At 72.3% G+C, this 26,472-nt stretch carries 25 protein-coding genes and 1 tRNA gene; 13 read left to right on the forward strand and 13 right to left on the reverse strand.

The window, feature by feature from the left end; translation table 11 throughout:
• The 5 genes from K415_RS0103835 to ligD all read left to right on the forward strand — a co-directional run bounded on the left by K415_RS0103835 (position 1) and on the right by ligD (position 5,348).
• The gene (locus tag K415_RS0103835; RefSeq protein ID WP_024285787.1) at positions 1-273 is read left to right on the forward strand and encodes a DUF2277 domain-containing protein; all 273 of its coding nucleotides are present in this window, start codon (positions 1-3) and stop codon (positions 271-273) included.
• Positions 274-352: 79 nt separating this feature from the next.
• A complete protein-coding gene (locus K415_RS0103840; protein ID WP_024285788.1) occupies positions 353-589 on the forward strand; it encodes a hypothetical protein in 237 nt (78 codons plus the stop codon).
• A gap of 313 nt (positions 590-902) precedes the next feature.
• A complete protein-coding gene (locus K415_RS23800; RefSeq protein ID WP_155859350.1) occupies positions 903-1,085 on the forward strand; it encodes a hypothetical protein in 183 nt (60 codons plus the stop codon).
• Between the two features lie 91 nt (positions 1,086-1,176).
• Positions 1,177-4,122 (forward strand): helix-turn-helix transcriptional regulator, encoded by a 2,946-nt coding sequence (locus tag K415_RS24985; RefSeq protein ID WP_029663098.1) that lies wholly within the window; start codon positions 1,177-1,179, stop codon positions 4,120-4,122.
• 146 nt (positions 4,123-4,268) lie between these two features.
• A complete protein-coding gene (gene ligD / locus K415_RS0103855) occupies positions 4,269-5,348 on the forward strand; it encodes a non-homologous end-joining DNA ligase (protein ID WP_024285790.1) in 1,080 nt (359 codons plus the stop codon).
• A gap of 57 nt (positions 5,349-5,405) precedes the next feature.
• Here ligD and K415_RS0103860 read toward each other — a convergent pair whose 3' ends face one another.
• A complete protein-coding gene (locus tag K415_RS0103860; RefSeq protein ID WP_051480765.1) occupies positions 5,406-6,215 on the reverse strand; it encodes a polyphosphate polymerase domain-containing protein in 810 nt (269 codons plus the stop codon).
• Entirely contained in the window at positions 6,212-6,841 is a 630-nt protein-coding gene (locus K415_RS0103865; protein ID WP_024285792.1) for a DUF4956 domain-containing protein, read from the reverse strand. The genes K415_RS0103860 and K415_RS0103865 overlap by 4 nt, the downstream gene beginning before the upstream one ends.
• Before the next feature lie 191 nt (positions 6,842-7,032).
• Between K415_RS0103865 and K415_RS0103870 the strand changes: the two genes are divergently transcribed.
• On the forward strand, positions 7,033-8,463 hold the full coding sequence (locus K415_RS0103870) for a CotH kinase family protein (protein WP_081784856.1): 1,431 nt from the start codon (positions 7,033-7,035) through the stop codon (positions 8,461-8,463).
• A gap of 39 nt (positions 8,464-8,502) precedes the next feature.
• Here the strand turns inward: K415_RS0103870 and K415_RS0103875 are convergent, their stop codons facing one another.
• From K415_RS0103875 to K415_RS0103890, 4 genes are all read right to left on the reverse strand, one after another.
• Complete coding sequence (locus K415_RS0103875; protein ID WP_024285794.1) at positions 8,503-8,811, reverse strand: hypothetical protein; 309 nt, start codon at positions 8,809-8,811, stop codon at positions 8,503-8,505.
• A 9-nt stretch (positions 8,812-8,820) separates the two neighbouring features.
• Positions 8,821-9,891, reverse strand: a complete 1,071-nt coding sequence (locus K415_RS0103880) for a LacI family DNA-binding transcriptional regulator (RefSeq protein ID WP_024285795.1) — start codon at positions 9,889-9,891, stop codon at positions 8,821-8,823.
• Positions 9,892-9,985: 94 nt separating this feature from the next.
• Entirely contained in the window at positions 9,986-10,198 is a 213-nt protein-coding gene (locus tag K415_RS0103885; RefSeq protein WP_024285796.1) for a hypothetical protein, read from the reverse strand.
• 172 nt (positions 10,199-10,370) lie between these two features.
• Positions 10,371-12,023 carry a DUF4153 domain-containing protein gene (locus tag K415_RS0103890; protein ID WP_081785172.1) on the reverse strand — a complete coding sequence of 551 codons (1,653 nt, stop codon included), beginning with the start codon at positions 12,021-12,023 and terminating at the stop codon, positions 10,371-10,373.
• 391 nt (positions 12,024-12,414) lie between these two features.
• On the opposite strand from K415_RS0103890, the gene K415_RS23805 reads away from it, so the two are divergent.
• From K415_RS23805 to K415_RS0103905, 3 genes are all read left to right on the forward strand, one after another.
• Positions 12,415-12,567, forward strand: coding sequence for a hypothetical protein (locus tag K415_RS23805; protein ID WP_155859351.1), 153 nt, complete (start codon positions 12,415-12,417; stop codon positions 12,565-12,567).
• On the forward strand, positions 12,567-13,859 hold the full coding sequence (locus K415_RS21365; protein WP_155859352.1) for a hypothetical protein: 1,293 nt from the start codon (positions 12,567-12,569) through the stop codon (positions 13,857-13,859). Before K415_RS23805 ends, K415_RS21365 begins: the two co-directional genes overlap by 1 nt.
• A gap of 260 nt (positions 13,860-14,119) precedes the next feature.
• On the forward strand, positions 14,120-15,283 hold the full coding sequence (locus K415_RS0103905) for an IS30 family transposase (protein ID WP_231494966.1): 1,164 nt from the start codon (positions 14,120-14,122) through the stop codon (positions 15,281-15,283).
• A gap of 144 nt (positions 15,284-15,427) precedes the next feature.
• On the opposite strand, the gene K415_RS0103910 is transcribed toward K415_RS0103905, so the two are convergent.
• Entirely contained in the window at positions 15,428-16,870 is a 1,443-nt protein-coding gene (locus tag K415_RS0103910) for a PQQ-binding-like beta-propeller repeat protein (protein WP_024285800.1), read from the reverse strand.
• Positions 16,867-17,574: a SigE family RNA polymerase sigma factor gene (locus tag K415_RS0103915; RefSeq protein ID WP_231494815.1), complete on the reverse strand. Its 708-nt coding sequence runs from the start codon at positions 17,572-17,574 to the stop codon at positions 16,867-16,869. Before K415_RS0103915 ends, K415_RS0103910 begins: the two co-directional genes overlap by 4 nt.
• 88 nt (positions 17,575-17,662) lie before the next feature.
• Here K415_RS0103915 and K415_RS0103920 point away from each other — a divergent pair, with 88 nt between their 5' ends.
• Complete coding sequence (locus K415_RS0103920; RefSeq protein ID WP_034661014.1) at positions 17,663-18,562, forward strand: hypothetical protein; 900 nt, start codon at positions 17,663-17,665, stop codon at positions 18,560-18,562.
• On the forward strand, positions 18,559-18,969 hold the full coding sequence (locus tag K415_RS0103925) for a GntR family transcriptional regulator (RefSeq protein WP_024285803.1): 411 nt from the start codon (positions 18,559-18,561) through the stop codon (positions 18,967-18,969). Before K415_RS0103920 ends, K415_RS0103925 begins: the two co-directional genes overlap by 4 nt.
• A 437-nt stretch (positions 18,970-19,406) precedes the next feature.
• On the opposite strand, the gene K415_RS0103935 is transcribed toward K415_RS0103925, so the two are convergent.
• Positions 19,407-19,482, reverse strand: a tRNA-Thr gene (locus K415_RS0103935).
• Between the two features lie 158 nt (positions 19,483-19,640).
• Between K415_RS0103935 and K415_RS0103940 the strand changes: the two genes are divergently transcribed.
• Positions 19,641-20,492, forward strand: a complete 852-nt coding sequence (locus tag K415_RS0103940) for a VOC family protein (RefSeq protein ID WP_024285804.1) — start codon at positions 19,641-19,643, stop codon at positions 20,490-20,492.
• 57 nt (positions 20,493-20,549) lie between these two features.
• Here the strand turns inward: K415_RS0103940 and K415_RS0103945 are convergent, their stop codons facing one another.
• The 4 genes from K415_RS0103945 to K415_RS0103960 all read right to left on the reverse strand — a co-directional run bounded on the left by K415_RS0103945 (position 20,550) and on the right by K415_RS0103960 (position 25,161).
• Positions 20,550-22,169 carry an alpha/beta hydrolase gene (locus K415_RS0103945; protein WP_231494816.1) on the reverse strand — a complete coding sequence of 540 codons (1,620 nt, stop codon included), beginning with the start codon at positions 22,167-22,169 and terminating at the stop codon, positions 20,550-20,552.
• A 101-nt stretch (positions 22,170-22,270) separates the two neighbouring features.
• Positions 22,271-23,407, reverse strand: a complete 1,137-nt coding sequence (locus K415_RS0103950) for a DNA polymerase III subunit delta' (protein WP_024285806.1) — start codon at positions 23,405-23,407, stop codon at positions 22,271-22,273.
• Positions 23,404-24,054: a dTMP kinase gene (gene tmk / locus K415_RS0103955; protein WP_024285807.1), complete on the reverse strand. Its 651-nt coding sequence runs from the start codon at positions 24,052-24,054 to the stop codon at positions 23,404-23,406. The genes K415_RS0103950 and tmk overlap by 4 nt, the downstream gene beginning before the upstream one ends.
• A 93-nt stretch (positions 24,055-24,147) precedes the next feature.
• Positions 24,148-25,161, reverse strand: a complete 1,014-nt coding sequence (locus tag K415_RS0103960) for a Gfo/Idh/MocA family protein (protein WP_024285808.1) — start codon at positions 25,159-25,161, stop codon at positions 24,148-24,150.
• A gap of 41 nt (positions 25,162-25,202) precedes the next feature.
• On the opposite strand from K415_RS0103960, the gene K415_RS0103965 reads away from it, so the two are divergent.
• Complete coding sequence (locus K415_RS0103965; protein ID WP_024285809.1) at positions 25,203-26,336, forward strand: PfkB family carbohydrate kinase; 1,134 nt, start codon at positions 25,203-25,205, stop codon at positions 26,334-26,336.
• The last annotated feature ends 136 nt before the right edge of the window (positions 26,337-26,472 follow it).

The raw sequence follows: 26,472 nt of genomic DNA on the forward strand, positions 1-26,472 counted from the left end.
ATGTGCCGCAACATCCACGTCCTGTACAACATCGAGCCCGCCACGACCGATGACGAGGTGCACGCTGCCGCCCTGCAGTACGTCCGCAAGGTCAGCGGGACCACCAGACCGTCCCAGGCCAACCGCGAGGCGTTCGACCGCGCGGTCCACGAGGTCGCCCACGCGACGCAGCACCTGCTCGAGTCCCTGGTCACGGCTGCGCCGCCCAAGGATCGCGAGGTCGAGGCCGCCAAGGCGCGGGCCCGCAGCGCACAGCGCTTCGCGTCCGCCTGACCGACTTTCTTCGGCGGCTTCCGGAATCCGTCGCCGGTTGCGGTTCCGCGCAGGCCGAAACGGGAGGACACTGGTAGCAATGTCCTCCCCATCAACCGGCAAGCGCCGGTACCTCGCGACCAGTCCCTTCAACGCTGCTCGAGAACGCGCCAACATCAAGGCCGAGGCGATCCCGGTCGGCGCTCGGGTCTCGCACGACCGCCACGGCCTCGGCCGGGTCGTCGCCCTCGACGGCGAGGTGGCAGTCATCGTCGACTTCGGCGGTGGCGAGATCCTGCGCGTCGCTCTCGACAGCCCTCGCCTCGAGCGTCTCTGACCCTCGGGGTTCTGCGACCTTCGAGCTGGAGACCCTCTCCGGTCTCCGGGCGACGAACGCTTCCGGCGTTCGCGGGTCCTCGGCGTCGGCGCTCCCGGCGCCTCGAGCGCCTCTCGACGTCGAGAGGCCGTCGACAGGGCCGTCGAGAGACCGTCGAGAGGCAGCGACCCGGCAGGCGCCTAAGGCACCTCAGACCTGGTCCGCACGACGCCGGTCCGACCAACCGGTCAACTGACCGATCCGCTCCCCCGTGCCTCACGTGCACGGTAGGGATCACGCAGGCAGCACGCCTCGTGTGACCAGGGAGCACAGCATGAGCATCATGTGGGGACCGGCCCTCGACGCCGAGATGGCCTACCGGGCCGAGCAGATCAGAGCAGCGGCCGTGCCCGGGCCCGCCGCTGGACCCGGCGCCCGAGCAGGGTCGCACGCCACACCGTCCCGTCCCTCGCGACGGCGCCGGCCATGGTCCCGGACGCTGTCCCGGACGTCGTGACGGGCGAGGCGCCGATCGAGGTACCGGCCGGCGCGGGCCCGACCCGCACCGAGCCTTCCGGGCGTCAGTGGGCGCTGTCAGGATCGGGGGCATGGCCCGCAGCCCGATGACGACACCCTTCGTCGCCCGAGAAGCCGAGATCGCCGCCTTCGACGATGCCCTGGTGCGCGCAGCGGCCGGTCAGCCGTCGGCCGTCCTGCTCGGGGCGGACGCCGGCGTCGGCAAGACGCGACTCGTCACCGAGGCCGCCGCCGGGGCCGCCACGGCCGGTGCGACGGCGATCACCGTGCACTGCGTCGACCTGGGCGAGGTCGGCCTGCCCTACCTGCCGTTCGCCGAGGCGATCGCCCAGCTCCGCGCGCTGCCCGCGATGGCGGACGTGGTCGAGCGGGTGGTCGAGGCACGGCCGGCCCTGGCGCGGCTGCTGCCCGGCTCGTCGGTCGCCCAGGTCGCCGGTGAGGACACCGGCGGCCGCCTGCAGATCTTCGACGGCATCGCCACCCTGCTGGCCGCGGTCGGCCGTCCGGGTGCACCGCTCGTCCTGATCATCGAGGACCTGCACTGGGCGGACTCGTCGAGCCGCGACGTGCTGCGCTTCCTGGTCGCCCGCCTGCGGGACGAGCACCTGCTCCTGATCGGTACCTACCGCACCGACGACCTGCACCGGCGGCACCCGCTCCGACCGGTCCTCGCCGAGCTGTGGCGCCACCCCCGGGTCGAGCGGATGGACCTGATGCCGTTCACCGACGACGAGCTGCGCCGGTTCGCCGCGGCCGTCCTGGGCGAACCGCCGGACGAGGCGTCGTACCGCAGCGTGCTCGAGAGGTCGGAGGGCAACGCGTACTTCGCCGAGGAGCTGCTGGAGGGAGGCGGCGACGGCGAGGCCCTGCCCTGGACCCTCGCAGATGTCCTGCGCGCACGGATCGAGCAGCTCGACCCGCAGGTGCAGCACCTGCTGCGGATCGCCGCGGTGGCCGGACGACAGGTCGACGAGCCGCTGCTGCGCGCCGTCGCGCGCGCAGCGGAGGGCGGCGACGGCGGCAGCCCCTGGTTCGACGGGCCGGCCGCCTTCGACACGGCGCTCCGGGACGCGATCACCCACCACGCCCTGGTCGCCGAGGACGGACGCCTGGCCTTCCGGCACGCCCTGCTCGCCGAGGTCATCTACGCCGATCTCCTCCCGGGCGAGCAGACCGCCCTGCACCGCGCCTATCTCACGGCGATGAGTGCGGACCCGGCACTCGGCCCGGCCTCGAGCCTGGCCGTGCACGCCATGCGAGCACACGAGCTCCCGGCTGCGCTGCGCGCCTCGCACGACGCAGCGCTCAAGGCCGGAGTCGTCCTGGCCCCGGCCGAGGAGCTGCGCCACCTCGAGACGGTCCTGCGCCTGTGGGACGCCGTACCAGGCGCAGCCGACCTGCTCGGCCAGGACCGCGCCGCCGTCCTGCACCACGCCGCAGGAGCAGCGAGCAGGGCCGGTGAGCTCGACCGTGCCGTCGCTCTGGCGCGCGACGCCGTGCACGCGGCCGAGGCGGACCCGGCGCGCGCGGCGACCCTGCGCACGGCCCTCGCGCGATACCTGCTGGGTACCGACCGGGGCGAGGACGCGCTGACCGAGTCGACCCGGGCGCTGGCCGACCTGGCCCCGGACGCCCCGTCGGCGCACCGTGCCTGGGCGCTCGCCACGCATGCGCGCGCCCTGCTCGTCGCCGACCGGGACGACGAGGCGCGCGCGTGGGCCACCGAGACGATCGAGACCGCCCGGGCGGCGGGAGCCGCGGCCGCGGAGGCCGATGCGCTCGCGACCCTCGCCGTGCTGGTCGTCGACGACCCCGACCACTCGGCCGAGCTCCTCGCGACGGCGCGCCTGCGCGCGCGGGAGGCGGGCGACCCGGTCACCGAGCAGCGCTGCGCGTACAACCTCGCGACGACGCTCTACTACGCCGGCAGGCTCGCGGAGTGCGCCGCTGCGCTCGACTCCGTGGCCGAGCGCAGCCGGGAGACGGGTCTGGCCTGGAGCGAGTTCGGCCTGTCGGCCCACTTCTTCGTCGAGCTCGTCCGGTACACGCGGGGCGACCTGACCCGCCCGGAGCGGTCGATCGAGAGCCTGCCGGAGTCGCAGGCGATCCTCTTCGCCGCGGTCCGGCTCTACGCCGCCGTCGCACGCGGGGACGAGGACGTCATCGACCGCGGGCGCGCGCTCGAGACGTTCTGGCCCCTCGACGCGCAGGTCGCCCTGATCGCCGGTGGCTGCACGATCGACGCTCTGACCTGGGCGGCGGACCTCGATGCCGCCGTCGAGCTGGGCACCGGCCTGCTCGAGCACCTCGGCCGCACCTGGTCCGACTACTTCCTCGGCGGGATCTGGCTGGCCGCCCTCGTCATCGCCGCCCTGGCCGACGGCGCCGCGCGGGACCGGCTCGTCGGCATCGACCCTGCGCTCAAGGAGCGGCGCGGCACCGAGCTCCTCGAGCACGCCGTCGCGACAGCAGAACGTGGGCGACCCCGCGGTGGGCGGCTCGGGCCCGAGGGTCGTGCCTGGCTGGCCCGGGCGCACGCCGAGCACAGCCGGCTGATCGGCGTGAACGACCCCGAGCTCTGGCGCACCGCGACCGAGACCTTCGGCTACGGGTATCGCTACGAGGAGGCCCGGAGCCGGTGGCGCTGGGCCCAGGCCCGGCTCGCGGCCGGCGACCGGCCCGGTGCTCAGGCGCAGGTGGCAGCAGCGGCGCGCGCAGCCGCCGAGATGGGGGCGGCGCCGCTGACCGCCGCGGTGCAGGCCCTCGCACGGCGCGGGCGGCTGGACGTCCCCGGATCGCGCAGCAGCGGCGTCGGGCTGCTGACCGAGCGGGAGTCGGAGGTCTTGGCGCTGGTGGCCGAGGGCCTGAGCAACCGGCAGATCGGCGAGCAGCTGTTCATCAGCGGCAAGACGGTCAGCGTCCACGTGTCGAACGTGCTCGCCAAGCTCGGGGTCGCGGGACGCACCGAGGCCGTGACCGTCGCCCACCGCCGGGGTCTGATCGCGGACGAGGCCTGAGTCCCCGCCGCGCGGCCTGACCCCGGGCCACGGTCTGGCCCTGCGCCGCACGGTCTGACCCGGCGCCACGTGGCCTGACCCGGCGCCACGAGGCCTGAGGTGAGCCAACCCTCGCCACGTCGCGACCGGCCGTCTACGGTGGCCCCATGGCGCGCGCGACCACGCCGGCGGTCGAGCTCGAGGTCAGGGGCCGTACCGTCCGGGTGACAAGTCCGGACCGGGTGGTCTTCGCCGAGCGCGGGCTGACCAAGCTCGACGTCGTGCAGTACTTCCTGTCGGTCGGGGACGGCATCCTTGGGGCGCTGCGCGACCGGCCGACGACGCTCGAGCGCTGGCCCAAGGGCGTCTTCGAGGGCGCCAGGCTCGCCACCCGGGCCGACTCCTCGGGCGACGCCTTCTACCAGAAGCGGGTCCCGCAGGGTGCCCCCGACTACGTGCGGACCGCGACCATCGGCTTCCCGAGCGGACGGACGGCCGACGAGGTCTGCCCGAGCGAGCTCGCGGTCGTCGCCTGGGCAGCCAACCTCGGGACGATCACGTTCCACCCGTGGCCGGTGCGCTCCGCCGACGTCGACTCCCCCGACCAGCTGCGGATCGACCTGGACCCCCAGCCGGGCACCGACTTCAGCGACGCCGCCCGGGTCGCGCCCGAGGTCCGCGCCCTGCTGCACGAGCTCGGCATGGAGGGCTGGCCGAAGACGTCCGGCGGACGGGGGCTGCACATCTTCGTGCCGATCGAGCCCCGCTGGACGTTCACGCAGGCCAGGCGGGCCACGATCGCCCTGGGCCGCGAGATCGAGCGACGGATGCCCGAGCAGGTGACCATGAAGTGGTGGAAGGAGGAACGTGGGCGCAAGATCTTCGTCGACTACAACCAGATGGCCCGCGACCGGACCATCGCCTCGGCGTACTCGGTGCGCGCCAACCCCCGCGCGACCGTCTCTGCACCGCTCCGCTGGGACGAGGTCGGCGAGGTCCGTCCCGACGACTTCGACGTGACGACCGTGCCGGCCAGGTTCGCCGAGGTCGGTGACCTCTTCGCACCGCTGGTGGCCGGGGCCGGGGCGGCGTACTCGATCGAGCCCCTGCTCGAGCTCGCCGACCGGGACGAGCGGGACCACGGGCAGGCGGACCTGCCCTACCCACCGGAGTACCCGAAGATGCCGGGCGAGCCCACCCGCGTCCAGCCGAGCCGCGCCCGTCGCGCCCCCGACCCGATCGAGTGAGGTTCCTGGGGCGCGCCACCCCCAGAACCTCGCCCGATCGACGGCCCGGTCGACGGCTCAGAAGTGGCGGGCCAGCGTCTGGGCCCAACGGTTCGCGGGCAGCGCAGCGTCGAGTGCGGCGAGGCCGACGCAGTACTTGCTGATCCGGCTGGGTCGGTGGCCGGCCGTCCACAGCCAGTGGTCCGCCGCCGAGGCACGTCCGGTGGACTTGGTCTCGAGCACGACCTGGTCGGTCAGCCGGACGGACGCACTGTCCGGCGTCGAGACGACGAGGTCGGCGTCGACGGTCAGCCGGGTGCCGGCGACGAGGTCGACGACGGTGCTGCGCCGGTAGGCCGTCGTCGCAGCCGGACGGAGGCTCGCGACATCGACCGCGCGGTCCGAGCGGGTCGGTCCGCTCCGCGCGAGGCAGTCGAGCACGAAGGCCTGCCCCGCCGGGGTGAGGATCATCCGGTCCTCGATGTCGTAGTCCATCCGCTGCTTGACGGTCTGGTCACGTCCGCCGCTGGTCTTGACCTCGAGCACGCATGCGTCGGTGTCCAGGTAGGCCCGGGTCCTGACCTTGAACCGCAGACGACGACCGTGGGCCGCGTCGCGGTACGCGGTCAGGTCGGGGGTGTCGAAGTAGACCGACTCGTAGCGGAAGCTCGTTCGACCGTCGATCGTCAGGACGCTCGCGTCGGTCAGGACCTCGGTCACGAGCCGCTCGACGACCTCCGGCCCGACGACGTACTTGCGGTCCACCCGCGTTTGCAGGTCGGCCAGCACCTGGACCTCGGCGAGCGAGACCGGTTCGAGGCGCGCGAGCGCCCCGTGCGCACCGTCGAGCGCGAGCGCGGTCCGGTCCTGCACGGCTGCCCCGCTCATCGGACCGGCTCCGCCGTCGCCCGGACCGACCGCACGGACCCGGCGGCGTCGTCGCCCGCCCATGCCTGGACCCGCGGGGCAGCGTCCGGCAGCTGGTACCGGACGTCGACGACCATCGAGTCGCGGACGAGGTCCGTCGACTGCACGATCGCGACCATCACGGTGGCGCCGAGCAGGCGTTCCAGGTGGGCCGCGAGCTCGGCCTCGTCGGTCACGACGGTGTCCAGGACGATGATCTGGCGGCGGGCCCGGGCATGGATGGGCGCATGGTCGACGACCAGGACGACGACGACGATCAGTGCGCCGAGCACGAGGGCGAGCCAGCGCGGCTCGGGGGCGAGGCCGAAGATCAGGCCCAGGGCGAGTGCGGCGAAGTAGTAGGCGACCTCCTCCTGGCTGATCTCCGAGGAGCGCAGCCGGATGATCGAGAGCACACCGAACAGCCCGAGCCCCAGCCCGAGGCCCACGGCCGAGCCGGTCAGGACCGTCGAGACCGCGAGCACGCCGACGTTCAGGCCCATGTACGCCAGGAGCATGTCGCGACGACGGTGCTTGCGGAAGTACGAGACGTAGGTCAGGACCGTGATCGCCACGAGGTCGGTGGCGAGGAGAAGGATGTCGGGCACGTGGGCTCCAGGTGGTCGACGGCGCGGGGTGCCGGTGGTGTTCACAGTCCGTTCGGCCTGCATTCACCGTTCTAGGCAGGGCGCCTGGCCACCGCCTGTGCCGTGCCTGTGCACCACCTGAGAGAGTCCTCTCAGGTGGCTCACAGCCGGAGCACACGACCGGCCAAGGTCGTAGCGGTTGGCTGTCCACCATGAGTCACACACCCCTGCCCCGGCGGCACTGGTCCCGTGCGACAGCAGTCGTGCTCGCCACGACCGTGTCCCTCGGCGCACTCACGTCGTGCACCACGAGCCCGAGCCCAGGAGACGCCGCCGCGACGGACGGCTCGGCCGTCACGACGACCGCCGGCTCGCTGTTCGACAGCTCCCAGGTGCATGACGTCGCGGTGACCTTCGACGAGGCCGACTACACCGCGATGATCGAGGCGTACACGTCGACCGGAGACAAGTCGTGGATCTCCGCGACGGTCACGGTCGACGGCGTGGTCTTCGAGGAGGTCGGTCTCCGGCTCAAGGGCAACTCCTCGCTGCGCGGCGTCAGCGCCGACGCCGACCCGACGACCATGCCGTGGCTCGTTCGCCTGGACAAGTACGTCGACGGGCAGGAGCTCGACGGTGTGACGTCCTTCGTCGTGCGCTCGAGCACCACGACCACGGCGCTGAACGAGGCAGTGGCGCTCGAGCTCATCGGGCTCAGCGGCCTCGCCACCCAGCGGGCGACCCCCACGCGGTTCAGCATCAACGGCGGCGACGCCGTGCTGCGCCTGGTGATCGAGAACCCGGACGACACCTGGGCCGAGGCGGTCTTCGACACCGACGGCGTGCTCTACAAGTCGGAGGCCGAGGGCAGCTGGGCCTACCAGGGCGACGACCCGGAGTCGTACGCGGAGTCCTTCGACCAGGAGACCGGCGACGAGGAGGACCTCACGCCGTTGATCGGCTTCCTGGAGTGGCTCGACACGTCCGACGACGCGACGTTCGCCGCCGAGCTCACCGACCACCTCGACGTCGATGCGTTCGCCACCTACCTCGCGGTGCAGGACCTCGTCGACAACTTCGACGACATCTCCGGGCCGGGCAACAACTCGTACCTGCGCTACGACGCCGAGACCGGGGTGTTCACAGTGGTCAGCTGGGACCAGAACCTGTCCTTCGGCACGATGGGCGGCGGCGGCATGCCGGGCGAGGCAGGGGCGGGTCGGGAGATGCCCGAGGGCATGACCTTCCCCGAGGGCGCGACCCCGCCGGAGGGCTTCGACCCGCCAGACGCCACCGCTGTGCCCGACGGCGTCGCCCCGACCGACGGCATCGTCCCGACCGACGGCCCGACCCTCCCCGGTGGCGGAGGCGAGCCCCCGGCCGGCTTCGAGCCGGGCGGGCGGATGGGTCAGGACGGCGGCCTCGGCGGCAACGTCCTGGCGGAGCGCTTCATGGCGGACGACGGCTTCGCCGCGCTGTACGACGCGGCGCTCGCCGGGCTGACCGCGAGCCTGTACGACAGCGGCACGGCGGCGGACGTCCTGGCGACGTGGACCGAGGTGCTCACGAGCCAGGCGAGCGACCTGGTCGATGCCGGGACGATCACCCAGGAGGCTGCGGCGATCGCGACGTACTGGGAGTGACGTCACCGACCGAGGACCCACGCACGATCGGGCCCGAGGTCAGTACGACGGTGCGAATGCGACGAGGCGGTGCCAGCGTGCTCCGTAGCGACGGCTGAGGCTCGGCGCGCTGACGTCCGCGAGGGTCGTGACTGTCGCCCGGACGCGCCGCGCGATGTCGAGGGCGTCGTCGTTGTGGTCTGCCGTGAAGCGCACCGTGACCCGGGCCTCGCCGCGGACGACCGCGACGTCGTACGCCTCGACGATCGTGCGCTCGCGCGCGGCGGCGGCGGCCGCCGGCAGGACGGCGGCCGGTTCGACGCCGGGCCTCAGGAGCCCGATCGTCAGGCTGATCCGGTAGGAGGACACCGCGCGACGCTACGGCCGCAGGGCGCTGCGGTCGGGTGCCGGGCCGGTGGACTCCCGCACGACGAGCTCGGTCGGCACGACGATGTGCTCCGGCTCGGCGAGCGAGCCGGTCCGGGCGCGCTCGATCGCCGTCGTCAGGGCCAGCGCGGCCGCGCGACCCTTGGCCGCGAGGTCCTGCCGCACGGTCGTCAGCGCCGGACGCACCCTGCCGGCCAGTGCACTGTCGTCGAAGCCGACGACCGACACGTCGTCGGGCACCTGCAGGCCGAGGTCCTGCGCGGCGTGCAGCACGCCCCAGGCGATGACGTCGGAGAAGCACAGCACGGCCGTCGGGTGCTCGGGCGCATCGAGCACCAGGCGAGCGGCGGCGTAGGCCTCCTGCTCGGAGTTGACCGGCAGGTCGACAGCGGTGATCCGGACGCCGTCGACAGCGAGCACGTCGAGCCAGCCCATGACCCGCTCCCGCGAGACGTAGCCGGTGCCGGCGTCCGCAGGGTCGGCCACGACACCACGGCGCCCGTCTGCGAACGCTAACAGCGCGATGCTGCGGTGTCCGAGGTCGAGCACGTGCTTGGCGGCTGCGCGGGATCCGACGCGGTCGTCGAGCAGCACGCTCGCACTGCCCGGCACCGGCGGCTGGTCGACGAAGACCAGCGGGAGGCGCCGCCGGACCAGCCAGTCGATCGCCGTCGTGTCGGCAGCGCACGCATAGACCAGGGCGCCGTCCATCGGGATGTCCCGGGCCGGGATGGTCTCGCCCGACGACGACGGCAGCAGCGACAGGGCCAGCCCGGTGGGCGCGAGCTCCTCGGCGACGGACCCGAAGAACCCTGCGGCGATCGGGTCGGAGAACGCCGACCCGACGGAGTCGGTGAGCAGGACGCCGACGGCGCCGGTGGTGCCGCGGGCCAGGGCGCGCGCGGACGGGTCCGGGCCGACGTAGCCGACCTCCTCGGCTGCCGCGAGGATCGTGCGGCGCAGCTCGGCCGAGAGCTGGTCGGGCTTGGAGAACGCGTTCGAGACCGTCATGCGGCTGACGCCGACCTTGTCGGCGATCGTCTGCAGGGTCACCCGCGCCACGACGCCACCCTGTTCTGCTCCATGCGGGACAGGGTAGGCCGTGGGCGCGGGTGCCGGTGTCACGCCGTGCCTCGTCGCGAGTGCCCGCAGCCGGTCAGTGAGCCGGGCTGCAGATGTCGCGTGCCGGTGTCGGTGTGACCGCGTCGGCGACCCGGTGCAGGGCCGAGGCGAGGGCGCGACGGGTGCGGCGGGCATACGGTCCGTGCCGTGGGCGTGACGGCACGACGGGCGCCCAGGGCCGGGCGCTGTCGGCCTCCTGCGTCACGGCTGCGCGCGACAGGAGCAGGGCGAGGTGGACGGAATCCATGGTGCTCTCCTTGTCGGTCTCGATCTTCTGTACCGCTACAGTAACTCGGATCTCTGTACCGGTCAAGCGTCCGAGGCAGGTCGTTCGTTCCCGGTCTCGGCAGACCCGCGCGGACGGGGCTCAGGGCCGCCGGTAGCGCTCAGTGGTCCTGGCAGCGCTCAGCGGTCAGCGCTCAGCGGTCCTGGTAGACCTGCGGGCAGGCCGTCGCGACGTCGGCGGCGACGGATGCCTCGGCCAGCACGCCTGCGGCACGGGACCGGCCGAGGTTCCAGTCCGCCAGACCCTCCGACGGCCCGACGTCGACGGATGCGAGCAGGCAGGACCTCAGCGGCTCCTCGAGGTCGTCCATCGCCGGAACGGCGTCGGCCGAGAGACCTTGCAGGTAGGAGACGTCCAGCGCGACGTCGAGGTCGGCCGTGGTGTTGTGCCGCACGATCAGCGCGTCCGGGTTGACCACGGCCAGGCCGAGCATCGCCACCGCGACGACCTGCACCACGGCCCGCGGCAGCCAGCTGCCGCGCCAGCGCACGCCCGCGACCATCACCAGGACGAGGATCGCAGCGAGGACGACCTCGACCGCGACGACGTACAGCCGCAACCGGGTCAGCCCGAACGCCTCGACGTACAGGTCCATCCGGCGCAGCGCCGAGGCGACGACACCGAGCGTCCCGACGCACAGGACCACCAGCGCAGCGCGCGAGATCGCCCGGTCGGTGTCGGTCACGCGAGGTGCCCGCCGGACGGCGACCGCCACCACGAGGAGAGTCAGGGCGGTCACTGCCACCAGCTGCGCGAAACCCTCCCGCGCGTACTCGGCATAGCTCAGGCCAGCGGTCTCGAGCACGTGCCGGTGCCCACCGAGCAGCGCCCCGATCTGCACGAGGACGAAGCCCAGCACCATCGCGTCGAGGGCCAGGATCGGCAGCAGCCACTCCCCACGGCGAGCGGGTCGGCCGGCGCGGACGGTGAGGCTCGACCATCCCGGCGGGGCTAGCGCCAGGTGGGCCAGCGTCGCGGCGGTGAGGGCGACCAGGATGCCGATCACGGTCTGGGCGGGGAGCAGATCGGCGTCGAGCCGTGGCAGGTAGCTGGCGAAGACCCGGTCGGCGCTGGCGAACAGCAGTCCGAAGACCACCAGCAGGACGCCGGTCACCGCGACGCTGCGCAGGGCGACGAGCAGCTGGCCACGGCGCGATCCGGCGAGCGTCCCGGCAGCCCGGGTCAGCCACGGCAGCGCGCGCACGACGCCGAACGCCCAGCTGATCCCGCTGAGTGCCACGGCGGGCGCCGAGCGCGCCGACGTCGCAGCGACCGCGCCGGCCCACGCCGCGGTCGCCAGGCACAGCGCGACGACCCAGTCGGCGTCACTGACGGCGACGACCCCGAGCAGCGCGACCGACAGCGCCGCAGTCACGAGGTCCCCGACCGCACGCCGGCGGACCAGCGCCGGCACGGCGGCGGCCCAGGCCAGCAGACCGACGAGCGCGGCGCCGAGTCCCAGCCGGTGCCCGACCACCAGCCCGCCGCCCGCAACACCCGCCACCACGACGGTGACGAGCACCCCGGTCGGCACGGTCCGGTGACGCTCACCCCAGAACGCCGTCAGCGACCGCGCGAACGGGCTCCGCTCGCGGGGCGCCAGCGCCGTCGTCGGCCCCGTGCGCGGGAGCGCGGCCGATGGCGCGGGAGCCTGCCAGGCGGACGGCGCGACGAGCGGGACGTCGGCGAGCGCAGGGACCGGCAGCGGTGCGGCCGTCGACGCTGACGACGACGTGGACGATGACGGGGAAGGCAGCGGAGGCGGGGGTCCGTCATGATCGGTCACGATCGTCACGCTAGGACCGGCGCGCAACCGTGTCCGCCTCTTCAGCGGTGGATCCCGTGCAGGTTCTGTGCAGGGGCGTGCAGGTCCGGTGAGCACGAGTCGCGCCGATGCGCCGCGGGCCGGACCGAACCGAACCGACCGGACAGAACCGCCGGACCGGCCGCTCGTGTCGAGCCTTCGAGCTGGAGCCGCCTATCAGAATCGAACTGATGACCTTCTCGTTGCGAGTGACGCGCACAACGCGCTGACCAGGAGGTTTGCGCTGTGCATGGGGTGCAAGGGGCGCGGTTGGCGTGCTCAGCGCTAGGGCTGCAGCGATTCTGCATGCCATATGCAGGCCACGCCGGCCGAAGCTGGTCGGGCTTCCTCCACCTCCTCCTATCAGCCACTCGTGCTGGCGCGCCTGAGCTACGCCAGCGCCGGCGCGACGACCCTGTGGGCGGACCCCTCGACGTCGTACTACTCCGGGGCGCAGGAGACGTTCTCGACGAACACGACGTCCTTCACCAACACGTACCCGCAGACCAACGGGATCATGTACTGATGCGAGTCCTTTCCGGAGCCGCGGTCGTCGGCGTGACCTTGGTCGTGCTGGCCACCGCGGGGTGCACCGACTCCGCTGGTCCAGGTCCCGAGCCTTCTCCGGACGACCGGGCGAACGCGGGCATCACCCGTCTGGACCAGCCGGACGCGGGCCCGATCGCCGTGTCCTGGGCGGACGGGACGCCGGTCGACCCGACCGCCGTTGACGTCGCCGCCGCGCGTTCTGCTGTGGAGGGGGTCGACTACGACCCGGTGCTGCAGACGCCCGCTGGGCTGAACATGTTCACGTTGGCATTGACCCCCGGCGGTGACCTGGTCAGCGTGATGATCCCCGAAGGCCAGTACGACGGCGGGGATGTCATTCTGAAGTCCTCGCAGCTCGGAACCTACGACGGCGAGTTCGTTCGGTGGCCCAGCACCGCGGACCTGATTCCTGACGACAACCCACGCCAGATCTTCGCCGCAACCGAAGACGAGGGGACCGTCACCTGGGCTGAGACCGCCAGCATCGCACTGGACTCCTCGAACTGGCGGATCTTCGCCCGCGAGGACGGCGGCGAGCCCGTGCTGGTCGCCGCATCGGAGGAGGTGTACCCCGGGCGGATGCCGATCCTCACCGGGGACGTGGCACCGCTGGTTCACGACGGACGGGTCTATTGGGCAACGCCTGCACCGAGCGCAGCAGATGGCGCCTCGTTCCACATGCAGGTCATGTCCCGGCCCGCTGACGGTTCTGGCTCGCTGACCGTCGAGGCCCAAGGGGTGGCTCAGCCGGCAGTCAACGACCATGGCCTGTATGTCGCCCGGACGTTGCGGGACGACCCGACATTGGCGGGCGGGACGGCGACGGTCGAGATCGTCGATGGGGCCGGCGGCAGCTTGCCGGTCCTGGTCGTCGCCGGTGACCAGGGTGTGACGATCGTGTCCCTGGTGGCCGATCGGGAGCGCATCGCGTTCGTTGCCATCGGCCCCGGCGTGACCGGGGGCACGGTGTACGTCGTGGACCCCGTGGCCGGGGCGGTCACCGCTGTCGCGACGCCCGACTCGGCCTTCCTGCCGGCGCTGGCGTTGTGTGGGGACCGCCTGGTGATGACCTCCGCGGACGGCTCGGGCGCCGGGGACGAACCTGTGTACGTCCTGGACGTACCCAGCAGCGACCTCGCCCGCGTCGATGTGCCGCTGAACTACTCCGAGGTCAAGTGCGCCGGAGACATGATCGCTTGGCGGACACTGCCCGACCTCCAGGGCACCGCGCTGACCACCGTGGTCAGTTGGAACGCCGAGAGCCCGTGAGACTCGGGGACCGCGCCTCGCCCCTGCGCGCGGGCACCACACCGGCGGGGTAGCGATCCAGCCTCCCCGGGGCGTGCCACAGTTACGTCCGGCGAGCCCATCCGATGCAGGGGAGTCCCATGGGAACGGAACCGTCAATCGCGACTGAAGGCATCCGCTGGCGGATTCCAGCGAACGACGCAACACCTTGAGGTGATTGAGGTGTCGAAGTGGCTGGTCGAGGCAAGCCTGGTCGGGAGCCGGACGGGGCGAAGCGGGAGATGTTCGCGGCGCTGATTGCCAGGGGTGAGTCCTCGGCGCAGGCGTCGAGGATCGTGGGGATCAACCCGCGCACGGGCAAGCGGTGGCGCAACGGACGCAAGGTCGTCTCTTCCAGCGGGCGGGTGCTGGAGTATGCGCCGGTGATCGCAACACGCTCCCGGCCTGAGCCCTCGGTCCGCTGCTTGTCCCAGGACGAACGGATCAGGATCGCCGACCTGCGCCGCGAGGGGCTCTCGGTCCGGCAGGTCGCGGCACGGCTGGGTCGGGCGCCTTCGACGGTCAGCCGCGAGCTGCGCCGCCACGCCCGAGAGGACGGGTCCTACCGGCCGTTCGAGGCGCACCGGCAGGCGCTCAAGGCACTGGCTCGCCCGCGCCGCTCGCGTCTGGCCGGCGATGAGCAGCTGTGCGAGTACGTGACCTGCAAGCTCAAGGCGCACTGGAGCCCGGAGCAGATCGCGCACGAGCTGCGCGTGGTCTTCCCCGACGACCCGTCGCGGTGGGTGTGCACCGAGACGATCTACCAGGCCGTCTACCGCCCCGACCTCGGCGGCCTGCCGCGTGAGCTGCCCGGGCGGGTGCTGCGCCGCCGACGCCGTCAGCGTGTCGCACGCCGCCATGCTCAGGCCCGCCGACCGCGGTCGATGGGGCAGATGGTCTCGATCAGTCATCGGCCCGCGACGGTGCTCGAGCGGGTCGAGCCCGGCCATTGGGAAGGTGACCTGATCGTCGGGTCCGCCAACAAGTCAGCGATCGTCACGCTCGTCGAGCGCACCACCCGGTTCACGCTCCTGGGTCACCTGCCGGGCCGGTTCCACGGCGCCGAACCGGTGCGTGAGGCCGTCGTCGCGGCACTCGCCCAGCTGCCGGCGCACCTGCGCCGGACCCTGACGTGGGACCAGGGCAGCGAGATGGCGTTGCACGAGAAGATCACCACGGTCCTGGACCTGCCGGTCTACTTCGCTGACCCGCACTCCCCGTGGCAGAGACCAACGAACGAGAACACCAACGGGCTGCTGCGCGACTGGTTCCCCAAGGGCTCCGACCTGTCCGTGCACCCCGCCTCGCATCTGGAACTCGTGGCCGCCGAGCTCAACACCCGACCACGCAAGACACTCGGCTGGGACACCCCCACCGCCCGCCTCGCTACGCTCATCTCGACATAGGCCGTGTTGCGTCGACCGCTGGAATCCGCCGCTTCGCTTTTGGCCCCTGCGGCAATACCCGCCAGGAGTGCCGCCGATGCGAAGGTTCCGGGGTCTGCGCGGACCCGACACGGACCCGGCTTGCCGCTCTGAGTGGAGCCAGGTCTACGGTGCTAGCCCCGTGAGGCGACTCGACCCGACCGCGAGCGCGGTCCCGGTCGGCAACGCGTACTGGCTGGTCCCGTCGGCGGGGTCCCAGGGTTCGGCCCAGGAAAGCGCCCCGGTCGTGAGGGTGCGCGCGACCAGGTTCGTCTGTCCGGAGTTGCTCTCGATGGTGATGATGTTCTCGCCGTCGGTGAGGGGTGTCACCGCCCCGCCGTCCGGCACGTGAACCTGCTGGCGCCAGATGACGTCGCCGGTACGCGCGTCGAGGACGTTGAGGTCGCCGCTGTTGTTCCATGTGACCAGCCGTCCATCGATGATCGCGACGGGAGTTCCGGTCCGGGACCATAGTTCGTTCCCGGTCTGGACGTCGATGGCCCGCACGGTGCTGTCTTGCGGGGCGTTCTCCACCAGGAGCAGGCCCGGCACGCTCCCGTCGTCGACCTGGGGCGTGCGGAGGATCCCCGGGGTCGTCAGCAACGCTGTGCCGTCAGCTGCCACGACTCGCACGACGTAGGTGCCGGGCGGTTCGGAGCCCTCCTGGATGACGGTCACCCCGCCGGCGAGCGCGGCCGACCAGAGGTCCATCGAGGTGCCCGGCGAGACCTCGGCACCGCTGGCGATGTCCAGGCGTACCGAGGCGGAGTCCGAGACGAGCTGCACTGCCGCGAGCTGGACCACCATCCCGACGCCCTGGTCGGCGCCGGGCATCGGCACGTGACCGCGGTAGCTCCAGACCACGGCACCCGTCTCGGCGTCCCACCGGCGCGCGACGACACGGCCCTGGTCGTCGACCCCGCCCGCGATGACGTCCGCGTCGATCATGTGAGCCTGCCATTGTGGCCAGTCCACGGTGACGGTTGTCAGCACGTCGCCGGAGGCGATATCGCGCACCTGCAGCGTACCCGCCGCCGTGTCAGCGCACAGGGCCCGTTCCGGCCCGTCGCCGCTGGCGGCGCCGGGCATGACCCGCGAGGCGCCGAGCATGACCCGCGAATCGGGAGCCGACAGCCTGCACCACCAACGAGCGGTATCGACACTGACCGTCCAACGCGCATCGCCGGTCTTCGGATCCAGGGCTGTGTACCCGTCAGCGCCCTCGAGCAGGATCGTCCCGCTCGGCGTGGACACACCCGCGAGTTGCCCGTCAGCCTGCCAGGCCACGTGCAACGGCGCTCCGAGGTCGTGGACGACCCCGTCGACCTGCGCCATGCGGGCCTCACGCGCGGCCGCGGCCATCCGGTGCCCCAGGTCCAGCAGGGGCGGACCCGCGAGCACCACTGCCGCGAGAGACGCCGCAGCCACGAGCGAGGAGACGGTCGTACGACGGCGCCGTGCGCGCCGGCTGCCGGTCAGCACGACCTCCGGGTTCAGACCGGAGTGCAGGTCGTCAAGGCTCAGGCGCTGCCGGAGTTCTCCGACGAACCGATCGGTGTCAGTACTCACCGTGTCTCCCCTCCCGCCGTGTCCATGGTTTCTCTCAGCCGAGCCAGTGCCCGCGAGGCGGTCGACTTCACGGTGCCGACCGGCAGGCCCAGCTCGGCCGCAACGTCTGCTTCGCTCAGGTCGAGCAGGTGACGTAGCACCACCACCCGGCGCTGCTTGATCGGCAGCGTCAGCAGGGCCCGCACCACCAGGTCGCGCCCATCGACGGCGCGCTCACCGCTGTTGGCGGCGTGAACCTGCGGGTCCGTGCCGGTCAGCACTTCCCGCCTGGTGCGCCGCCAGTTGTCGATCCGCAGGTTCGCCAGGATCCGCCGCGACCACGCCAGTGGGTCACCGCGTCGCGCCGAGCGCCAAGAGCGCCAGGTCCGTTCGAAGGTCTGCTGTACGAGGTCTTCTGCGCGATGCGGATCGCCACTGAGCAGGTAGGCCATGCGGTACAGCGGATCCTTCGCCGACCGGACGAAGTCCACGAACTCCCGCTCGAAGCTCTCGCCATCCGCCAGGACGATCTCGACGTCGTCGCCGACCACGGGCGTCCCCTGCTCGCTCGTCGACAGCTCCGACCTGAACACATTCACGCTCCTAACACGCACCACCCCACCACGACGTTCCATCGTGAACGGACCACTTTCGGAGCAGTCTTCCGGGATTCGGTACGAACCGGCTGAGTCGATGGTGGCGTTCGGGCTCGGGTCGGTGGCCACGAAGGCACGTCGGGGCGGGGGTTGACCGCGATGGCCGGGAGAGTACATTGTACATAGAACATGCTCAATGCTCTCCGAGAGGCTCGCAATGGTTCTGCCGACTGTGATCGCGCTTGTCGTCGTGGCGCTGCTCGGCGTGGCGGTGCTGGTCTGGGACCGACGACGCACGCCCTTGCCGGCCGCCTCCGCGGGTGCCGCGAACCGGCATGCGGCACTCACCGCAGCAGTCGGGTGGGCGAGCCTGATCGGGGGCCTCGTGGTGGGTGCGATCGGGGTGATGATGGGCAATCTCAACCTGGGAGGTCGGACGATAGCGCTCATCCCCTGCGCCGCAGGCATCGTCTTCCTCGCGGTGCACACCGCCGGGGAGCTCACCTGGCCGCGCCCACGCGGTGAGGTTCGCGTGGCTCGACTCGCCGTGCGAGACACCGGCGACGTCGCACCCAGCTGGCTGCGCGCGGCGCCCTGGGCGTGGGCCAGCCTGCTGACGGTCGCGCTGGTCGCGTTCGGCGCCATGGCCTACGGCCCGCGAACCATCGCCGCGACGGTGCCTGCGGGCGCCCTCGTCGGAGCCGGGCGGGCCTATGAGGTCGGGCCGTTCCCAGGGTGGTGGTACGGCGTGCCGCTGCTCATCGGGACCGCCGCGATGCTGCTTTCCACGGAGTTGGTGCTTCGGCTGATCACGTTGCGACCCGCCCTGACCGACATCCCCGCCGACTGGGACATGGCCCTGCGCCGCCGATCCGCCCGCCGCGTCCTGCGCGGCGGGCAAGCCCCGCTGGCAATGACCACGTCCGGAGTGCTCTGGGTCGCCCACCAAGCCATCGCCAGAGGCACGTCGCCCTCGGACCTGCTCGCGGGCACCTGCCTGGTGCTCGCCTGGATGGCCGCCGTCGGCGGCATCGTCGTCATGGCACTCCCCGGCCGCGACTTCCGCGCCCACCGGGCGCCGGGCCTCGCGCGCGCGCACACGGAAATGGCCGCGTGAGCCACACGCTGCGGATCGACCTGAGCAGTCCGATCCCGCACTACGAGCAGATCAGGGCGCAGATCACGGCCGGCCTCGCCGCCGGGGCTCTGCGCCCCGGCGACCGGCTGCCCACCGTCAGAGTCCTGGCCGCCGACCTCGGCATCGCGGCCGGCACCATCGCCCGGGCCTACCGCGAGCTGGAAGTCGCCGGCCTGCTCACCACCCGTCGACGCCATGGGACGGTGATCGCCCAACGCGGACCGGCACACCACCCCGACGTCGGCACCGCGACGCTGCACCTCGTCGCGGCAGCCAGAGCAGACAACATGACCGACCAAGAAGTCCTCGACCTCGTCACCGGCGCACTGCTGACTCACCCCCGACCAGGACATACCAACCACGTGTCCAGAACGAGCCCGACGTGACACCACCGAGCACTGGGGTGCGCCGGCCGAGAGCCGTTGTCAAGGGCCATTGAGTTCTGCCCAGTGCTGACCATCACAGCCGGGGTGCTCAGCTCAAGGGGCTCACCCCTTGGCCCGCGAGGGCTTGGGCCCGGCTCACGCTCTCGCCGCTGGGGCGACCGGCGAGCTCCTCGCAATGGAGAACATCCTCCACGGACCGTGGATCCTCGGCTCCACGAGCACCGTCGTCGACTACGTCACCTACCTCGCGAACACACGAACGTCGGCGCTCCCCGAGTGTGGCGACATCGGATGCGCGACGATTCCGCCACCTGGCTGACTCCAAGCGCCAGGCACTGGCCTCCGTGCTGCCCACATGCATGCCACGGACCGTGCCCGGCCAGCGAACGAGAAGGGCCCCTGACCCGCGTTTATGCAGGTCAAGGGCCTTTTCCTACTGGAGCCGCCTATCAGAATCGAACTGATGACCTTCTCATTACGAGTGAGACGCTCTACCGACTGAGCTAAGGCGGCGGTGCCGGCCGCGCGCCGGCGGGCGCGTGGCAAGCGGGGCCCACTGTACCGATTGCCCGGCGTGGCTCCAAAGCGACGACATCTTGCGGCTCCCGACGCGCGCGATGAGACTCGGGCTGACCGCGCGAACCGGCCGCGAACCATCCGAGGAGCATGCGATGACTGTGCACACCGGGCCACGCCCCACCGGCACGCCGACCTGGGTCGATCTGATGGTTCCCGACCTCGGGGCAGCCACCACCTTCTACGGCGCCGTCCTGGGCTGGGAGTTCCCGCCGGCCGGGGCCCGGGCCCTGCCCGGTGGCCTGACGTATCTGTCGGCGACGCGCGACGGCCACGTCGTGGCCGGCATCGGCGCCGTCGCTGCCGGTATCGGCGCCGACGACACCCCGCAGGAGGGTCCGGCACCCGCATGGGCCACCTACCTGGCCACCGACGACGTCGAGGCCACCACGGCAGCCGCAGTGGCCGCGGGCGCGACGGTCCTCGTGCCGCCGGACTCGGTCGGCTCGACGGGCTCCTTCGCCTGGCTGCTCGACCCCACCGGCGCCGTCTTCTGCCTGTGGCAGGCCGGCGAGCACACCGGGGCAGGTCTGACCGACGAACCCGGGTCGATGGCCTGGAACGAGCTGCTGACGAACGACGTCGAGGCGGCGAAGGGCTTCTACGCGACCGTCTTCGGCTGGACCTACGACGACATCTCCGAGCCGGACTTCTCCTACGCGACCTTCGCGGTCGGTGGCCAGCTGGCCGGTGGCCTCGGCGCCCTGGACAGCATGCGTGCCGCCGGGGACCAGCCGCGTTGGCTGGTCTACTTCAAGGTGGCTGATGCCGACGACGCCGCAGCCTCTGCTGCGGCGAACGGCGGCACCGTCGTCGCCGATCCGTGGGACTCGGAGTACGGACGCCTCGCCGTGCTCGGTGGGCCGGCCGGCGAGACCTTCGCGATCATCGCCGACGCGGCCCTCGACGACGCGACCCTCGAGGACGGCGTCGTCGGGACGACCTGAGCCCGAGCCTGAGCGCGGGTCTTGGCCCCGACCTGCGTCAGGCTGCCCTGGCCTGCGTCAGCAGACCAGGCCGTCGGCCGGGACCACGCCCTGCACGAGATAGGCGTCGACCGCGTCGTTGAGGCAGTCGTTGGCGCGCCCGTACGCGGTGTGGCCCTCGCCCTCCCAGGACAGCAGGGTCCCGGACTCGAGCTGTTCGGCGAGCGCGACGCTCCATTCGTACGGCGTCGCCGGGTCACCTGTGGTGCCGACGACCAGGATGGGTTCGGCACCCGGCGCCGTGATCCGCTCACGCTCGACGGTCGACTGGAAGGGCCAGGTCTCGCAGCCGATCGCGAGCCCGAAGTCCTTGCCGAAGGTCGGCGCAACCGCCTCGACCTCCGCAGCGAACGCCGCGAGCTCGTCGTAGTCACGCACGGGCATCGGGTAGTCGAGGCAGTTGATCGAGTTGAACGCGATCATGGAGTTCGACAGGTACGCGCCGTCGTCCGTGCGGTCGAGGTAGAAGTTCGCGAGGTAGAGCAACATCTCGCCGATGTTGTCCCGGATCGCCTCGTCGAGCGCCTGGGTCAGGAACGTCCACGAGCCGTCGTCGTACAGGGTCACGACGATCCCGTAGAACGCCATCGTCCCGTTGACCTTGAGGTCGCCGCCGGCGTCGATCGGCTTGGCCTCGATCCGCGCGACGAGGTCGGCGATCTGCTGCATGCCGGCGTCGACACCACCGGTCAGCGGGCAGTCGGCCCCGGCCTGGCAGTCCTTGACGTAGGCACGCAGCGCGTTCTCGAAGCCGATGGCCTGGCCGATCACGAGGTCGTCGTTGCTCATCGAGGGGTCGAGCGCCCCGTCGAGGAGGAGCCGTCCGACGTTCTCGGGGTACAGCCCGGCGTACGTCGCACCGAGGAAGGTGCCGTAGGAGAAGCCTGCGTAGTAGAGCTTCTCGTCACCGAGGACCGCACGGAGCAGGTCCATGTCCCGCGCCGCACTGACGGTGTCGACCTCGCCGAGCAGCGGCCCGGTGGCGGCGAGGCACCCCTCACCGAAGACGCGTACCGCCTCGCGGGCGGCCTCGACGTCGGCCTGGCTCTCGATCGGGAGGTCCGCGGTGAAGAACGCGTCGACGACCGAGTCGTCCCCGCAGTCGACCGCGGAGGACTCGCCGACCCCGCGCGGGTCGAAGGCCACGATGTCGTAGGCGTCGAGGACGCTCTGCCCGAACATCCCGTTCACCGCGGAGTCGAGGAACTCGATCCCGGAACCACCGGGTCCACCCGGGTTGATCAGGAGCGACCCGACGCGCGCGCCGGCGGGGCCGGTGGCGGCCGACCTCTTGATGGCCAGCTCGATGGCACCGGTCTCCGGCACGTCCCAGTCGAGGGGCGCCTGGACGGTCGCGCACTCGTAGCCGTCGCCGCAGTCGCTCCACGCGATGGCCTGGTCGTAGTAGGCGTCGATCCCCGCGCCGGCGAGGTCCGGACCCTGCTCGACCGGGTCGTCGGCCTGGTCGTCCGGGGCCGAGGTCGTCTCGGGCGACGTGCGATCGGGCTTGGTCTGCTCCTTGGGGGCGACACAGCCCGCGAGCACGACGCCCACGAGCGCACTCATCGCGACCAGTCGCAGGGCTAGCGTGCGCGACGGCTCGGTGCTGAGGTGGGCGGTCCTACGGGCATTCGACACAGGGCAACGGTAACGAACCTCTCGCCGTGCTCGGTGCCACACGTGTGCGGATCGGGTGTGGATCGCGACACCTACGGTCGGCTCGGCTCCGAGGCCGAGCCTCAGCCCTGCGGCCGCAGGGCGACAGTCATGGCCTCGATCGCCAGCAGGGGCGCGACGTTGCCGGCCAGCCGCGTGCGGGCCTCACCGATCGCGTCCATCCGGCGGATGGTCTGCTCGGGCGAGCTGTCGGCCGCCAGCCGGCGCACGTCGTCCTCCTGGGCTGCGTTGACCAGGTCCACCTCGGCACCGAGCTGCACGACGAGCACGTCGCGGTACAGCGAGAGCAGGTCCAGCAGCGAGCGGTCGAGCACATCGCGCTGGGCACGGGTCGCGCGCCGCTTCTGGTCGTCCTCGAGCTGGCGGACCTGCGCCCGCAGGCTCGGCGGCAGCGTCTGGCCGGCCTCGGCGCCCAGGGTGTGCAGCAGCGCCGCCTTCTCGGCGGCGTCACGGTCCTCGGTCGCCGCCTTGGACTCGGCCGACGCGACCTCGACCAGGTCGCCTGCGGCCAGCACGGCGTCGCCGACGCCCCGGATCGTGGCAGCCAGGTGCAGCGTCCGAGCCCGCCGCTCGCGCGCCTGCGGGTCGCGTGCCAGACGGCGTGCCAGGCCGATGTGGCTCTGGGCGGCCCGGGCGGCGATGTCGGCCACCTCGGGGTCCGCACCGTCCCGCGAGACGAGCAGCGCCGCGACGTCGGCCACCGGCGGGATGCGCAGCGCGACGCCGCGGCACCGTGAGCGGATCGTCACGACGACGTCCTGCGGGCTCGGTGCGCACAGCAGCCAGACGGTGCGGGGCGGCGGCTCCTCGATGGCCTTGAGCAGCACGTTCGAGGTGCGCTCCACCATCCGGTCGGCATCCTCGAGCACGATCACGCGCCATCGGCCCTGGGAGGGCGAGCGCTGGGCGAGGCCGATCAGGTCGCGCACCTCCTCGATGCTGATCGTGACCTTCTCGGTCGCGATGACCGTCACGTCGGCATGGGTGCCGGCGAGCACGGTCGAGCACGCCTGGCAGTGTCCGCACCCGCCCTGCTCGCACTGCAGCGCGGCGGCGAACGCCCGGGCGGCGTTGGAGCGGCCGGAGCCGGGCGGGCCGGTGATCAGCCACGCGTGGGTCATCGCCCCGACGTCCTGCGTCGCGGCCCGGAGCACGTTCACGGCGGCGGCCTGCCCGACGACGTCGTCCCAGACGCTCATGCGGTGCCCCCTGCGGTCCCAGAGATGTCGAGGAGCTCGGCGACGCGTCCGCGGATCGCCGCCTGGAGGTCCTCGGCGGTCCCTGATGCGTCCAGCACGAGCCACCGCGGACCGCCCGTCGCTGCGCGGTCGAGGAAGGCCTGCCGGGTCCTGGCGTGGAAGTCGGAGCCGGCCCGCTCGAGACGATCCGGCGCGCCGGTCAGGCGGGTCAGGCCGACGGACGGGTCCAGGTCGAGCAGCACCGTCAGCTGCGGCAGCAAACCCTCGGTCGCCCACAACGAGAGCCGCTCGACCTCGTCGGCACCCAGGTCCCGGCCGTTGCCCTGGTAGGCCACGGAGGAGTCGAGGTAGCGATCGGTGAGCACGACGGCGCCCCGCGCCAGGGCCGGCCGGACCACGGTGTCGACGTGGTGCGCCCGGTCGGTCGCGTAGAGCAGGGCCTCGGTGCGCGCGCTCACGTGGTCGCCGTGCAGGACGGCGTCGCGCAGCGCGGAACCGAGGACGGTGCCGCCCGGCTCGCGGGTCGTGACGACCTCCCGGCCACCGGCCGAGAGCCACTGGGCCAGCAGCCGCAGCTGGGTCGACTTGCCGACGCCGTCGCCACCCTCGAAGGAGATGAAGACACCTGGCTGGCTCGACTCGGTCACGGCGTCAGGCTAGCCGGGCCGGGCGACACGTGGTCGCCGCGGTGGTCGGGCGCCGGCGACACGTGGTCGCCGTGGTGGTCCGGCGTCGGGCGCCTACCGCTGCTCGCCGGGGTAGACCACCCCGGCCTGCCGACGGACCTCGTCCATCGTGCGCATGACCTCGAGGGTGTTGTCCAAGGACATCCGCGGGCTCTCGGTCGCGCCCTCGGCGACCCGCCGGGCGACCTCGGCCGCCTGGTACTGGAAGCCGCCGTCGATCTCGCGGTCGTAGCCCCACCACGAGCCGTCGTCGCGGATCACGGTGAACGTCGTCGGCCGGTAGAAGTCGGACGCGACCTCGATCCGGCCCTCGGTCCCGCCGATCACCGCGGTGGTGGACGTGTGCGACCACAGGGTGGTGTGCAGCGACGCCTGGACGCGCTCGCCGTAGCCCAGCACCATGCTGATCTGCCCGTCGACACCCGTCGGCGTCAGGGAGCCGGTCGCGTGCACGGTGTCCGGGACGCCCAGCAGGTCGTGCGCGAACGAGACCGGGTAGACGCCCAGGTCGAGCAGCGCACCGCCGGCCAGCTCGGGGTTGTGCAGACGGTGCGTGGCCGGCAGGTGCCCGAAGGACTGGCCGTGGTCCGCGATGAGGCTGACGACCTCGCCGATCTCGCCCCGTTCGATGACGGACCGCAGGGCCAGGACGTGCGGCAGGAAGCGCGTCCACATGGCCTCCATGACGAAGACCCCGGCCGCGCGGGCAGCGTCGACGACCTCCTGGGCCTCGGCGGCGTTGCGCGCGAAGGACTTCTCGACCAGCACGTGCTTGCCGGCCGCGATCGCCAGCAGGGCGTGCGCGCGGTGCTCGGAGTGCGGAGAGGCCACGTAGACGGCGTCGACCTGCGGGTCGGCGACCAGGGCCTCGTACCCGACATGGACCGTCGGGATGCCGTGGTGCCCGGCGAAGTGCTCCGCGCGGTCGCGGCTGCGGGAGCCGACGGCGACGAGCTGTGCCCGGGTGTGGTGGTTGACGGCCTCGGCGAAGGTGGCCGCGATGCCACCTGGACCGAGGATGCCCCAACGGATCGACGGGGCGGTGCGCGGGTCCTCGGCGTAGGTCATGAGGTTCACCGTAGCGCCGGCCGCCCGCCTAGGCTCGCCGCATGCCCGACGTCGTCCCGGCACGTCACCCTGGCCTGCTGCTCGCCTGCGGACTGACCACGCTGGACGTCGTCCAGACGGTCGAGCACGTGCCGTCGGCGGACGAGAAGGTCGTCGCGACCGGGCTGTCGGTCGGTGCCGGCGGACCGGCGGCCAACGCCGCGGTCACCTGCGTCGCGCTGGGGACACCCGCCCGGCTGGTGACCCGGATCGGCGGCGGTGCGCTCGGGCGTGCCGTGGCCGCCGACCTGCTCGAGCACGGGGTCGAGGTCGCGGACCGCGCGGGCGCCTCGGCAGTGCCGGCGGTGTCGACGGTGCTGGTGACACGGGCCACGGGCCAGCGGGCGGTCGTGTCGGTCAATGCGACGCTCGGTGCTGGGGCTGGGGCTGGGGCTGGGGCTGGGGTTGGGGCTGGTGCTGGGGCTGGGGCTGGGCTGTCCGGGGCGGAGCTCGAGCGTCTGCTGGACGACGTCGGCGTGGTGCTCGTGGACGGGCACAACCTTGACCTCGCGGTAGCGGTCGCCTCGGCCGCGCGTGACCGCGGCGTACCCGTCGTGCTCGACGGCGGGTCGTGGAAGCCAGGACTCGAGCAGCTGCTCCGCGTCGTGAACATGGCCGTGCTCTCCGCGGACTTCCGGGTGCCGGGCGGTGGGGTGCCGGGCGGTGCGGTGGCTGACGGCGCGCCCGGCGGCGCGGCGGCTGACGGCGGCGTGCGCGCGCTCGATCCCGTGGGCGCCCTCGATCGTGCTGACGCGCTCGCGACGCTGCTCGCCGTGGCCGACGCGGGTCCGTCGTTCGTGGCCCGGTCGCAGGGTGGCGGACCGATCCAGGCCCTGCGAGCGGGCTCGATCGAGACCATCGCGGTCCCGGCGGTGCGGGTGGCGGACACTCTCGGCGCGGGTGACGTCCTGCACGGTGCGTTGTGCGCGTGGGTCGCTGTGCACGGTGTCGGGGCTGTGGATGGCGGTGCGGGTGGCGGTGGGCGGGGCCTGCCGGATCCCGCTCCATGGTGGCCGACGGCCCTGGCGTTCGCGGCCGAGGTGGCGTCGGCGTCGTGCGCGGCGCCCGGTGCGCGCGGTTGGCTGGCCGATCGCGCCCGGGTAGGCGCACTGCGGAGCCTGCTCACCGGGGTCTGACCGCGCATCACCCGGGGCCGCTCGACGCCCCGGGCCGTTCGACACCCCTGGCCGTTCGACGCCCGGGGCCGGAGTGGCGCGATTCCGACGCCGGGTCGGTGCGACGTTCGCCCCCCGCCCCCCGATGTCGGACCCC

The organism is Cellulomonas sp. KRMCY2 (assembly GCF_000526515.1).
Lineage (GTDB): Bacteria > Actinomycetota > Actinomycetes > Actinomycetales > Cellulomonadaceae > Actinotalea.